General features: G+C 37.9%; 5 protein-coding genes. 3 read left to right on the top strand and 2 right to left on the bottom strand.

What is annotated here, in order from left to right; genetic code table 11:
• Nucleotides 1-49: 49 nt before the first annotated feature.
• The 3 genes from lpdA to DBO93_RS16030 all read left to right on the top strand — a co-directional run bounded on the left by lpdA (nucleotide 50) and on the right by DBO93_RS16030 (nucleotide 9,581).
• A complete protein-coding gene (gene lpdA / locus DBO93_RS16040; RefSeq protein WP_108457242.1) occupies nucleotides 50-1,480 on the top strand; it encodes a dihydrolipoyl dehydrogenase in 1,431 nt (476 codons plus the stop codon).
• A 156-nt stretch (nucleotides 1,481-1,636) separates the two neighbouring features.
• Nucleotides 1,637-9,145: a PQQ-binding-like beta-propeller repeat protein gene (locus DBO93_RS16035; RefSeq protein WP_108457241.1), complete on the top strand. Its 7,509-nt coding sequence runs from the start codon at nucleotides 1,637-1,639 to the stop codon at nucleotides 9,143-9,145.
• Between the two features lie 88 nt (nucleotides 9,146-9,233).
• Entirely contained in the window at nucleotides 9,234-9,581 is a 348-nt protein-coding gene (locus DBO93_RS16030) for a hypothetical protein (RefSeq protein WP_162533810.1), read from the top strand.
• A gap of 248 nt (nucleotides 9,582-9,829) precedes the next feature.
• On the opposite strand, the gene DBO93_RS16025 is transcribed toward DBO93_RS16030, so the two are convergent.
• Nucleotides 9,830-12,625 (bottom strand): bifunctional aconitate hydratase 2/2-methylisocitrate dehydratase, encoded by a 2,796-nt coding sequence (locus DBO93_RS16025; RefSeq protein WP_108457239.1) that lies wholly within the window; start codon nucleotides 12,623-12,625, stop codon nucleotides 9,830-9,832.
• A gap of 628 nt (nucleotides 12,626-13,253) precedes the next feature.
• Complete coding sequence (locus DBO93_RS16020) at nucleotides 13,254-14,084, bottom strand: hypothetical protein (protein ID WP_162533809.1); 831 nt, start codon at nucleotides 14,082-14,084, stop codon at nucleotides 13,254-13,256.
• Nucleotides 14,085-14,094 lie beyond the last annotated feature (10 nt).

Genomic DNA, 14,094 nt, shown 5'->3' with positions numbered 1-14,094 from the left:
ATATAGGCTGGCAAAACCAGCAATACATACATCAATTTTTGAGGTTAGCATGAGTAACGATATTAAAACTCAAGTAGTAGTTTTAGGTGCGGGTCCTGGTGGCTATTCAGCAGCATTTCGCGCAGCAGATTTAGGTTTAGACGTAATTTTAGTTGAAAGCCGTGAGACGCTTGGTGGCGTTTGTTTGAATGTGGGTTGTATCCCTTCAAAAGCACTTTTACACGTAGCTAAAGTTATTGACGATGCGGCAGCAATGGCATCACATGGTGTTACTTTTGGTACTCCTAAAATTGATTTAGACAAAATTCGCGACTGGAAAGAAAGCGTTGTTGGTCAATTAACGGGTGGTTTAGGCGGAATGGCCAAAGCACGTAAAGTTAAAACAGTATTTGGTTACGGTAAATTCACTTCAGATAAAACCATTGAAGTTGAAGGTGCAGACGGCAAAACAACTATTACTTTTGATAATGCGATTATTGCTGCTGGTTCATCAGTGGTTGATTTACCTTTTATTCCAACTGAAGATCCTCGTGTTATCGACTCAACGGGTGCATTAGAGCTTCAAGATATACCAAAAGAAATGTTAGTACTTGGTGGCGGTATTATCGGCCTAGAAATGGGTACGGTTTATAAAGCACTAGGTTCAAATGTTTCTGTTGTGGAATTTGCTGATCAACTAGTTCCAGCGGCTGATAAAGACATTGTTAAGGTTTACACTAACTTCAACAAGAATAAATTCAACATCATGTTGTCAACTAAAGTGGTTGCTGTTGAAGCAAAAGACGATGGTTTGTATGTCACTTTTGAAGGTAAAAATGCTCCGGCTGAGAAAGTGCGCTACGACAAAATATTAGTTGCTGTTGGCCGTAAGCCAAATGGCCACTTAGTTGCTGCAGACAAAGCGGGTGTTAATGTTGATGAACGTGGTTTTATTAACGTAACAAATGAGCTTCGTACTAACGTTAATCACATTTTCGCCATTGGCGATGTTGTTGGTCAACCTATGCTTGCTCATAAAGCTGTACATGAAGCGCATTGTGCTGCTGAAGTGATCTCTGGTAAGAAACATACTTTTGAACCACGTTGTATTCCTTCAATTGCTTATACTGATCCAGAAATGGCTTGGGTAGGTGTAACAGAGCGTGAAGCGAAAGAGCAAGGTTTGAACATTGAAGTTGCTAACTTCCCTTGGGCTGCTTCTGGTCGTGCTATTGCTTCTGCACGTACTGAAGGTAAAACTAAGATGATCTTCGAAAAAGAAACCGGTCGTGTATTAGGTGGCGCAATTGTTGGTATTAACGCTGGCGAAATGCTTGGTGAAGTATGTTTAGCGATTGAAATGGGCGCTGATGCTGAAGATGTTGGTTTAACAATTCATGCTCACCCAACGTTGAATGAATCTATTGGCTTAGCGGCTGAAATTTTTGAAGGTTCAATTACCGATTTACCAAATGCTAAAGCTGTTAAAAAGAAAAAATAATTTGATAATAAAGCGTTATTTTAACGTTTTAACATAATCAATTGAAAGCCAGCTAATTAGCTGGCTTTTTTGTGTCTCGACATAAATTGAATTTAATTCTTTAGTTTGTTAAAGTTCTGTTAATAAAAATAATAAGTTATTTAAAAGGATTTAATTATGCTAACGCATTGTCATTCGCTTGTTCGGTTTTTAAGTGTACTTTCCATTTGTGTTTTATCAGCATGTGGCGGCGGTGGAGGCGGTGATAAATCTCCACCAAAGGTGATTGTAGCACCAAAATTAATTGCCTTATCGGGTGTTCCTGAAACATCTATCAACGAAATGCAAACCTACTCTTTTCAAGTGATAGTAAAAAATCAGGCTAGTTCAAATCTTTCATATTCATCAGAAAATACCCCATTATGGGCAACAGTCAATACTGAGACAGGTCTGCTGTCTGGAACACCTAGTTTCGACGATTCTGGTAATTATTCCAATATAATTATTACAGTCTCAGATGGAACTAACTCTGCCTCACTTACGCCATTTTCTATTGAAGTTGTTAATGTTAATCGCAAACCTGAAATGTTATCGCAAACAAGTTATGAAGTGCTGGAGCGTGATGAAATAGCCTTTGTGGTTGAAGTGTCAGATCCTGATATGGATGATGTGGCTATTTCAGTTCAAAACCAACCCGATTGGTTGATCTTTGATGAAGCTAGTTCTAGTTTAACCGGATCCTCTGGACTAGAAGACTCTGGCCAATATCAATTTAATATTGTGCTAAATGATGGTGGTGAAGAAGCCGTTAGTATCGAAGTTTCATTTTTGGTTAATGATGCAGTTGAAGTCCAAGGTAAAGTTATTGATGGCTATATCAGTGGTGCTATTGTCTTTATTGACGAAAACTTGAATAAAATTTTTGATGACGGTGAGTTTTCAAGTACATCAGATGACACCGGAAGTTATCGGTTTTTACTTCCACTTGATAAAATTGACCTATTCGCAACCTCACCAATAAGGGCTTACGTTGGTGAAGGCGCACAAGATTTATCACGCCCTGAGTTAGATTTTACTGCGACCCCGATCACACTTTCGTTACCACCTCTTGATATTCGTGACCGTGAAAGTGACTTAATCCAGGGTGCTGCTATTTCACCATTCACCGAGCAACTTTTTGATATGGTGAGTGAGAAAATAATATTGATGACATCAGGGCAAATCTCTATTGATGAAATGCAATTTTATATTGAAAAAGCTAAGCAAGCGATTACTCGAAAACTGATTGCTGACGGTAATATTTCTGTTAATGAAACTCAAACCGAAGCCGATATAAACACCCTTATTTTTGGTGATTTTATAGCGAATGCAAGTGACTTTCCGGTTATAGCTACAACAGCAGAAACCTATGTTGATGTCATGATCAGTCAGCATCCAGCGTATGACTTTGATGGCGATGGTATCACAAATGATGTCGATACAGATGACGATGGAGATGGCATTGATGACAGTGTGGATCTGTTCCCGTTTGATGCCACCGAATGGTTAGATACTGATGGTGATGGCGTTGGTGATAATGCTGATGTATATCCTGATAATGGGCTTTGTTATGTCGTTAGCGATGGTGACGGAGAAAGCTGTTATTTAACCTTATTAGCTGAGAACTCAGCCAATCTAGTCGCGATATCCGAACAAGAAGTTGCTTATTTATACCAGGACAATGGCAACTTAGTCACTTTTGACTTAATTTCGCAGCATGTTTTGAACACACAAGTCATAGATAATGTCAGCGCGATGATATTTCATGAGGGACACCAACGCTTATATCTTAGCTTTAACTCCTCTACAATAAAATATCTTGAAGAAGACTTTTCATTGGTCGATTTTATTGAAGATGAACAATGTGCTGACGCTTTAGTTGAGGCGGATGACTTTTTAATTGTTCATGCCTGCCAAGGATATAATGGCAGTTACCTTACCTTTAATCGCAGTGGTAGCTTGTTAGCTGAAACTGATGATTACAATTACTCTTCGCGCGACAATGCGTGGAATAGCATTAATAATCGTTTATACCACTTCAGGGATGGTTCTTCACCCAATGACCTCTATTACCGCACTTTAAGTAACACCGGTCAGTTTATAGATGTTCAAGAGTCTCCTTACCATGGTGATTATCGAATCGTTGGACCAATTATTGTTTCTAATGATGGTAGCAAGGTGTTATTAGGCAGTGGTGATATATACGATGCGAGCTCATTAACTTGGTTAAAGTCTATTGGTGAACAGTTTACACATGCATTCTGGTTAGAAAATGGCGATTTAGTGACATTGGTGCAGTCACCTACAAATAACCAAGTAAACCTGAAAAGACGAGATGCAGATTTCAACCTAGTTGAAGTTAATATTGTTCAGGGTTCTTTAACAGCCGTTAAATCATTTGAAGATAAAGCTGTGTTAGTTATTGAAAATGATGAAAGCGTTCAATTTATTAATTACCTACCAAGTGACGACACAGATAATGATGGGGTTAATAATCTTATTGATGCCTTTCCATTCGATAGCGAAGCATCACTTGATAGTGATTTTGATGGCTACCCAGATAGCTGGAATGAAGGTAGTACCGGTGAAAATAGTCTACTTACGATAGATTTATTTCCTCTAGACTCAGCATGTTGGTTAAGTGCTCATGGCAATGCTAACGGTTGTGACTTTTTATCAACTCAACCGGTATTTACCCCTGACAAAGTTATTTCTGATGATGCAGGCAATATCTATTTCCTAAGCAATATAAATAAGAGAATTTACCGTTGGTCTTCAACAACTAATCAATTTACAAATCCTATCGTGATGTCAGCTAGTATTTACAATGACTTTGGCGAAAGTCGTGTGATGACTTATTCAGCTGAGCATAACCGAATTTATATCGGTTATTCATCGGGTGTTGTTTCTCGCTTTACTTTGGATGAGTTAAGCGAAGTTGCTTTTGCAAGTTTAGGGCGATCCATTAATGGTATTGGTTCTGCTGGGGATTTCATCCTAGTTGAAAATGAAAATGGTGCTTGGAATACTCACTATATTATTGATGAATTTGGTGAGATAACGGATAGCAAAGATTGGAATACGAGTTCAGCGAGTTATGTTTGGAATGAAGCTGATTCAAGAGTTTATTCTATTGAATATGGTAACGTTCATTATCAAACTATCGATCAAACACTTGGACATATTACGGGAGAGGGGGATATTTACAGTAGTGTTGGTGCTGCTCATCCTTTAAGGATTTCATTGGATGGAAAATATCTTATTTCAGCTAATGGTGGTCTGTACGATCTCGAAACAGATTTACCCGTTGCCAATGCTCAATTACAAGCGACTGATATAATTGCAACTGCTGAACTTATTATTTCAATTGAAGATAATGGTGATAATTCTACTCTTAAAATATGGCAATTAAATAACTTCACTTTAGAAGCCAGTATTAATGTCTCTGGCAACCCAATTGGGTTAGCCGCTAATGGTGATGATGTTAATGTTATTACTCTTTTAAGCAATGGTGACTTAAATGTTGCTACGGTTGGAATCGTTGATGCGGATCAAGACGGTTTACCATTATGGTGGGAGTCGTTATACAACTTTGATGATAACGATGCTGCAGATGCCGCGTTAGATTCAGATAACGATGGCCTGACAAACCGTGAAGAATTTACCCTAAAAACTAATCCTACTCTTGATGATACTGATAACGATGGCTTGCTTGATGGCGCTGAAGTTAATACTCATAACACATCACCGCTGATTGCGGATACTGATGGCGATGGACTTTCTGATGGTATAGAAGTTAATGAGTACGGCACAGACCCACTATTAATAGACTCCGATGAAGATGGTTTAACTGATAGAGAAGAAGTTCAGGACTACTTTTCAAACCCATTAAGCAGCGATACTGATGGAGACGGTTTATCAGATTCATATGAAGTGACTCATCAGTTAAACATTAATGTCGATGATGCTGCAGAAGATGCAGACAACGATGGCTTAGTTAATCTAGATGAAATGACTTATCAAACTAACCCTAATAATGCGGACTCGGATAGAGATGGCTTGAGTGATGGTGATGAAGTTCATACCTATTTAACTTTACCGCTAAATCGTGATTCAGACGGCGATAAAATGCCAGATGGTTGGGAAGTCAGTTATGGTTTTGCACCGCTGTCGAGTGCCGACAGAGAGTTAGATTTTGATGAAGACAACTACGCTAATTACATCGAGTTCTTTTTAGAAACTGATCCTACTGATAGTAGTGATGTTCCAACGCCTAAATTGTGGAATAGCTATCAAGGAAATGCCGATCATGCTGGATTTTCGGCTATAACGATTAATCCTGATGATTTATCGTTACGTTGGGCCGTGAGTTTGCCAATAACAAGCGAGCTAAACCCTGTGGTTGCCAGTGGTGGTAAAGTATTTGTTACTAATACTAGCTATTATGATGAACAGTTTGCTTTTGGAATTAATGCTACAAATGGCAGTGTAAGTTGGCAAAAAAGCTACGGAAATGTTCATTCGATTAATGCGCCTGCTTTTGCTGATGGTAAGGTTTATTACCAAACAAGAGAAGATGATGGTGCATACCTTAATGCTGTTAGTGAGCAAAATGGTGCCAGTATATTTTCTACAAGATATGACAACCAATGGGAACGCTATCAAGCCCCTACTATTTTTGATGGCGATTTATACGTTGGCGGAGGTACCTATGGTGGTAGTTATAAGTTTGATGGATTAACTGGGGAAGAGTTGTGGTTTCAAGACTTAACTCAATGTGATGATTGGACACCTGCAGTTGATAATGAGCATGTTTATTACTTCTCAAATGGTTTTGTTATTGCTGATAAGTCCTCCGGCGCAGCGATTGAAAGCAATGAAGAGTTTGCTATAAATTGTCGTACGCCAGTATTAGCCGGCAATGATATAGCATTAGTGACTTCTAACAATAATCTATATGCCTTTGATACTCAGACAGCAGATAAAGTGTGGAGTTATGAAAGTGACGGTTATGACAATCGATTCATCGGTACTCCTTCCGTTGCATTAGGCAAGGTTTATGCTAATCAATCAGGCGAATTAACAGTTTTAGATCAATTTACAGGTGAAGCGCTTTGGCAATGGCGACCACGAAACAATAATGACATACAGGGCAGTATTGTTTTAACGTTAAATCTTGTGTTTATTCAAGATAATACCAATACCTATGCTATTGATATAAATACACACGAACAAGTTTGGAGCTATCCTGTTTCAGGGAAACTATCTCTCTCGTTAGAAGGTGCGCTTTATATTGCAGGAGCAGAGGGCTTATTAACCGCAATTGATTTTGGCAGTGACAGTGATGAAGACGGGATGGACGACTGGTGGGAAGACTTGTACGGCCTTGATCGTTTAGACGCCAGCGATGCGGCACTTAATTCTGATACCGATGAATTAACGAATCTTGAAGAGTTTCAAAATTCTACCGACCCTACAAATGATGACTCAGATAATGATGGTTTGAGTGATTCAGATGAAGTTAACCTTTATTTATCAAATCCAATTAATTCGGATTCAGATAATGATGGAATGCCTGATGGTTGGGAAGTAACACACAATTTTGATTTACTTAATGATAGTGATGCCCTGCTAGATGCTGATGGTGACGGTATTACAAACCTTGAAGAATATTCGGAACTCACTGACCCTAACGACGCGACTTCGACTCCTGAAGTTATAGAAACATTAAGCTTTTCATTTGAAGACGCCGTTATACCAACAGATTGGGTTATTGATGAGACGCTAGCAAGTAGCTGGGGTGTTAGTAATTTAGAAAGCTCTGATGGTGACTATAGTATTTTCTCTTCTGGGGTATCAGCTATTTCATTCGATGGATTTTTCAATGGCAACGACTTAGCGTTTGATGTGAAAAGCGCTTGTCAATATAACGGTAGTATATCTGTTTATGTGGATGACGAACTGAGTAAGCAATTCTCCTTTGGTGATACATGGCAGGAAAAAAAGGTTGTTATCCCTAGAGGCAGACATACAGTTTTATTCAAAGTAGAAAATTGTGGCGTGTATTTAGACAACCTTAAAATAACACCTTTATTAAGCTTATTCGATAGAGGTGTACAAAGTGTTATGGTTTCAAATCAAAATTTATATTTATATAATTTTGAAGAATACCTTTTATCATCAATTAAAATTCCAAGGTTTGACAACCAAAACGCAAGAGATCTAACCGTTTTAGATGATGGTCGAATTGCTATTTTTAATGGTCATAATTCCCCATCACTTTCAATTTATAATCCTCTTCATGCGACTTGGCGACATAAGCAATATCAAAACTGGAGCATTTTAAATAATAATTCATATGGCGGGATTGCACACTTTAATCATTATGTTTATGTCACCGATATGGCTGTTTATGGTAATGACACTGCGGGAATTGTGCGCTTTAATTTAGAAAGTGACTCTGAGGAGTTCTTTTCTGGTGACGACTATATAGATCTTTCGCTTGGGGGAGATAATATGCTTTATGCTCTTTCAGGCACACAAGTAGATAAATATGACCCTGAAACAATGGTATTAGTAGCCAGCTACACTATTAGTGAAGCTCGAGTTATTGCTGTTGATGATAATAGTAATATTTATACCGCTTCTTGGGGGAGTACTATTAAAATGTATGATGCCAATGGTATTGAAACTGATTTGCTTAATGTAGATGATTATAATATTTCAGGAAACTTTTATGATCTTGATATTTATGCACAAAATACTCTAGTTTTAACTAACTCAAATCAGCAAGTGGTACTAGTTAGTAATGATTTCACTTCTGTTCAATTACAAAACAGCGTCATTAGAGGCTCATTTATTGCTCAGGTGCCCGTTATTGATGAAGATAACGATGGCATGCCCAATTGGTGGGAAAGAAAGTTTGGTCTTGATCCTAATGATGCTACTGATGCGCTAACCGAACTTGATAGTGATGGCTTAACTAACATGGAAGAGTACGAATCAGCCACTTTACCTAATAATAATGATACAGATAATGATGGCTTAAATGATTTTGAAGAAGTAAAAACGTATTTAACTAATCCGTTAATTACAGACACTGATGGTGATAATTTAACAGATGGAGATGAAGTGCTTGAATACTTAACTGATCCACTTGAATTGGATAGCGATGGCGATTTATTTAACGATGGCGATGAAGTGTTAATATTTGAAACAGATCCTAATGACCCATCTTCATTACCTGATTCTATCACTGAGCTGATGATTGACTTCTCAGCCGCTGAGTTGTCTGGAAACTGGGCACAAGGTGTTAACTCTGATGCTGATTGGGCTGTTGAAACTGAAATGCTTCGTTCGGGTGTTATTGGTAATAGTCAAATCAGTAGTATTGTTTATAGCAATGTATTTACTGCTGGCGTATTAACCTTTGATTCATTAGTCGACTCTGAGTCTTGCTGTGATTATTTAGAAGTCTCTTTAGATGGTGAAGTAGTCTTTCGTATAAGCACACAGGATTGGCAAGCAAATGAGATTACTCTTGAGTCTGGTTTTCACGAAATCAGCTTTAACTATTTAAAAGATGGCAGTGTGGCTCGAGGAGAAGATGCTGCATTTATTGATAACTTAGTTTTTTCTTCGAATTAACACTATTATCTAAAATGAAAGTGGGTATTATGCTCACTTTCATTCCTGTCATATTTGTATTTAATTAATTTGTTGTATATGAGGTTATATGAATAAACTTAACGTACTGACTCTGTTGCCGCTAGTCATGTTATTTGGTTGTGCGCAAAATATTGAAACACCAAATGGCGCATCGCAGTGGGACTTTGATCACGAAGTTCAATTTAAACAAACTGACTTAGAAAACGGTAAACATCATTTACAAGTTATTGCTAAGCAAAATACTGAGTTTAGTAAGTTGGCCACTTTTTTAATGCGTCAATCTCTACGTATTTGCAAAAGTTACGGCTTTAAAATTGAAGTGTTAGAAGGGGTAGAGCGCTTTGATGATAAATTATCATTTCCTAATATGATTATGCCTTCATTATCTGCGAATATTGAATGCCCTAATCCGTAGTTTTTTGAAAGTTTCTACAGTCAGTAATAAGTAAAAATAAAGCAAGCTAAGAGGCACAGAGGTGTTAAATTAATTTTACTGCTAGCTAATATCAATTTAGTGAAGACATAAAAAAGGTGACTTATATTAAGTCACCTTTTTTGCTATTGAATCTTAAATGTTCTCTCAACTCTTGATTTAAGCATTGAGTCGAACACCGAGTTTAGCTAACGTTAACGAGCCATGTTAGCTAAACAAATAGACCAAGCTTATACCATTTTAATCGGTACGTACTTAGTGCTCATCTCTTCTGTAGGAGGAGCGAAGCGAGTTAAGTCAATACCTTCAACAGCAGCTTTATATTCTTCTAATGATGGGAAACGACCAAGTACAGCTGAAAGCACAACTAGAGGTGTTGAACCTAGTAATGATTCACCTTTTTTCTCAGCAGTATCGGCAACAACACGACCTTGGAATAAACGCGTTGATGTTGCGATAACCGTATCGCCAGGTTCAGCTTTTTCTTGGTTACCCATACATAAGTTACAACCAGGGCGTTCCAAATACATGATGTTATCGTACTTAGTACGTGCAGCACCTTTCGGGTTAGCATCATCAAATTCAAAACCAGAATATTTACGTAAAATATCCCAATCGCCTTCAGCTTTAAGCTCATCAACAATGTTGTAAGTTGGTGGCGCAACAACTAATGGCACTTTAAAATCTACTTTGCCATTTTGTTTTTCAATGTTACGTAACATTTGAGCGATGATTTGCATGTCACCTTTGTGCACCATACAAGAGCCTACAAAGGCTAAGTCGACAGTTTTGCCGTCATAGTATGATACTGGACGAATAACATCATGTGTGTAACGCTTAGATGCATCATCGTTGTTTACATCAGGGTCAGCAATCATTGGTTGGTCGATAACGTCTAAGTCGATAACAACTTCTGCATAGTATTTAGCTGCGTCGTCAGGTGCTAGTGCTGGACTAGTGCCTGATTTAACTTCTTCAATACGCTTGTCAGCTAATGCGATTAAACCGTTAAGCGTTTTAGCTTCGTTTTCCATACCCTTTTCGATCATTATTTGGATACGGCTCTTAGCAAGCTCGATTGATTTAATTAAAGTTTCATTATTTGAAATACAGATTGAAGCTTTCGCTTTCATTTCTGCAGACCAATCAGTAAAAGTAAATGCTTGGTCAGCCATTAACGTACCAATATGTACTTCGATGATACGACCTTGGAATACGTTTTCACCACCAAACTGTTTAAGCATTTGTGCTTGTGTTGCATGCACAACATCACGGAAATCCATGTGACCTTGCATTTTGCCTTTAAAGGTAACTTTAACAGATTCTGGAATTGGCATAGCCGCTTCACCTGTCGCCAGTGCAATCGCAACAGTACCTGAGTCAGCGCCAAATGCTACACCTTTAGACATACGAGTATGCGAGTCACCACCAATGATGATTGCTCTGTCATCAATTGTAAGGTCATTCAATACTTTATGAATAACATCCGTCATCGCAGGATATACACCCTTAGGATCACGAGCTGTGATAAGGCCAAACTTGTTCATGAAACTCATAAGCTTAGGAATGTTAGCTTTAGCTTTACTATCCCAAACTGATGCTGTGTGACAACCAGATTGGTATGCACCGTCAACTAAAGGAGAGATAGTTGATGCAGCCATCGCTTCTAGCTCTTGGCAAGTCATAGGGCCTGTAGTGTCTTGTGAACCTACAATGTTCACTTTAACGCGCACATCTGAACCCGCATGAAGATCGGTTTCAGAAAGAACACCAACAGCATTTCTGTTGAATATTTTTTCTACAGCTGTCAGGCCTTGACCTGCATGTGAAATTTCTTTCGAAGCAGCATAAACAAGTTTAGTTGCTACACCTAAAGCTTCAGAGGCAAACGTTTGTAGTTTTTTACCAAATACAACAGCGTAAGAACCACCGGCTTTCATGAATTCCACTTTTTGTGGAGTGAAAGCTGAAGAGATGTCTGCTAGCTCTTTATCACCGTTTAATAACTTCTTCGCTTTAGTATCAATCGTTAACACTGTGCCAGTAGCAACAGAGTAAGCTTCTTCTAATACGGCATCGCCATTTTCGTCAACAACAGTCTTACCGTTGGCATCAACTTTCTTAACCCAGTTTTTAAGATCAAGACCAATACCACCAGTTACATCAACGGTTGTTAAGAAGATTGGAGAAATACCGTTAGTACCTGCAACTACAGGTGCAATGTTAATAAATGGTACATATGGACTTGCTTGTTTACCGGCCCAAAGTGCCACGTTGTTAACACCAGACATACGAGAAGAACCAACGCCCATTGTGCCTTTTTCAGCAATAAGCATAACTTTTGCTTTCGGGTGCTTAGCTTGTAATGCTTGTATTTCTTTTTGTGCTTCAGGTGTGATCATACACTGGCCGTGTAACTCACGGTCAGCACGAGAATGTGCTTGGTGACCTGGAGAAAGTAAATCAGTTGAGATATCGCCTTCACCAGCAATATAAGTTACAACTTCAATTTTTTCTTCAATGTTAGGCAGCTTGGTGAAAAATTCAGCTTCTGCATAACTTTCTAAAAGTTCTTTAGCAACAGCGTTGCCTGCTTTAAAGGCTGCTTCAAGACGAGCTGTATCAGCATCGTATAAGAATACTTGTGTTTTTAATACGTTAGAAGCTGGTGTTGATAATGCTGAATCGTCACTTAATGCTAGGTCAAGTAGCACTTCGATAGATGGACCACCTTTCATGTGCGATAGTAGTTCAAAAGCAAATTCAGAGGTTATTTCTGCTACAGCTTCTTCACCTAAAATGATTTTTTTCAAAAAAGCGGCTTTTTGACCGGCAGCACTTGTGGTGCCCGGTAACGTGTTATAGATAAAGAAATTCAAAGAGTCTTCGCGGTGTGCGTGCCCTTGATCTTTAATTTGCTCAATGATTTCCGCTAATAACTCAGCACTATCGATTGGCTTAGGTGCTAAACCTAGCTCATTTTTACGATTTTCAATTTCTGCGATATATTCTAAATACAGACTCATTTGATTCCCTCTCTGACTTTATTTACTAATAACAATTTAACTAAGCACTATTAAACTTTGTTTATTGTCGCAATAAAAGTTAAAAAGAATGGTGATGTAATCATTCTTGGTTAGCGATCAAGCGCAATTAATTTGAACAAAGTATAATTGTAAGATCAATAATGCATAGCAGTATAAAATTTGCCTATATTCTACCTGATTTTTTGATGACTACTAATCACTTGGTTCAATAAGCACTATTCACCAAATTTATGGTTAGTAGAAAGAACGGTTATACTGGTTGGGTGTGTTCAGTTAGTCATTGATATTATTAAAAATAATGGATAGTTCTTTTGGGCTTTACTATCGGTTAACATCATCAACCCAAAATTTAAGCTGACCTATCTTGAAGAATTTATGGATAAAATTCTGTTTATAATTTTTGCATTCAAGATGATATCTATATGCGTTTTAATTTGCTCAAAATATTAACGGTATTTAATGCATTTAGGTGTTTATTTAGCTTGAGACCCAAGTGAAGTTATTTATATTATAGACCAATATGTTCAATCGAACTTTTCATCTTATTTATATACTTATGGCTTTTAAATTTCAGCGCTTTTTGCTCAATTATCAACAAGAGCCAAAATTAGTTTTTGCCCAGTTTTTCCTTAACGGCTTTCATATGTTCTCGAAAGCTTTTATCAAACTTTGATTCACCGCAACTGAAAAATTGCACAGAGGAGCCTTCACTTAAACCGTATGCACTCATGTCTTGTGTTACCGAGCACCTACCATCATCTCCTTTTGTAATCGCTATTCCTGCACCCATATTTTTAGTGTTTTGTTCTCGTTCTTTATCTTCATCTTTCAAGGGTACTGAGTGGGGAACCGTTTTCGATGTAGTGTTAAAAATTGAAGGAGGTTGATCGTGTTGATAAGGGTTATCTACAGTAGGGGCAGAACCATTATTTAGCTTACTACGCAGCCTTTGTAATTGAGTGAAACTATCGAGTTTTTTATTACTAGGTGCTGGTAGAGGAAGAGGTGAGTCCGGCTCTGTATTGCTAGCTTTCGGTAGTGTTATCGTATGGGTAATTGTTGATGGTATTAAAGACTTTTTGATTGTTTTATTAAGAGGAGTAAGCGTATTTTTATCGGCTAAATCAATAGCAGGTTTATTAGTATTAGGTTTATTAGAAATAGGTTTATTAGTAATAGGCTCTTCAGTAACCAGTACTTTCTGCTCATTATGATCAGCCTCGATGCGCTTTGGTTTTTCTATTGGTTTTTGTTTATTTTGATTTGCCTGCGCTGTGGTTAAATTGGGAGCATAATATAGGAAGCTTTTTATCGGTGGGCTTTTGTTGATTTTCTTTATTGATTTTTCTTTATGTGAATGAGTGATAAAAATCAATAAAATGATAATGCCGTGGACAACCAAGGAAAATAAAATAGCAGTGTAAGTTCCTTTTCGCACAATGATTTCA

This window comes from Colwellia sp. Arc7-D, assembly GCF_003061515.1.
Classification (GTDB): domain Bacteria; phylum Pseudomonadota; class Gammaproteobacteria; order Enterobacterales; family Alteromonadaceae; genus Cognaticolwellia.
The sequence above is the reverse complement of the archived record's forward strand: the minus strand, read 5'-3'. Positions and strand labels throughout refer to the sequence as shown.

What these genes read in the sequence shown, in the direction of transcription:
- lpdA (WP_108457242.1), top strand. Translation starts at nt 50, where the DNA reads ATGAGTAACGATATTAAAACTCAAGTAGTAGTTTTAGGTGCGGGTCCT.
- DBO93_RS16030 (WP_162533810.1), top strand. Translation starts at nt 9,234, where the DNA reads ATGAATAAACTTAACGTACTGACTCTGTTGCCGCTAGTCATGTTATTT.
- DBO93_RS16025 (WP_108457239.1), bottom strand. Translation starts at nt 12,625, where the DNA reads ATGAGTCTGTATTTAGAATATATCGCAGAAATTGAAAATCGTAAAAAT.
- DBO93_RS16035 (WP_108457241.1), top strand. Translation starts at nt 1,637, where the DNA reads ATGCTAACGCATTGTCATTCGCTTGTTCGGTTTTTAAGTGTACTTTCC.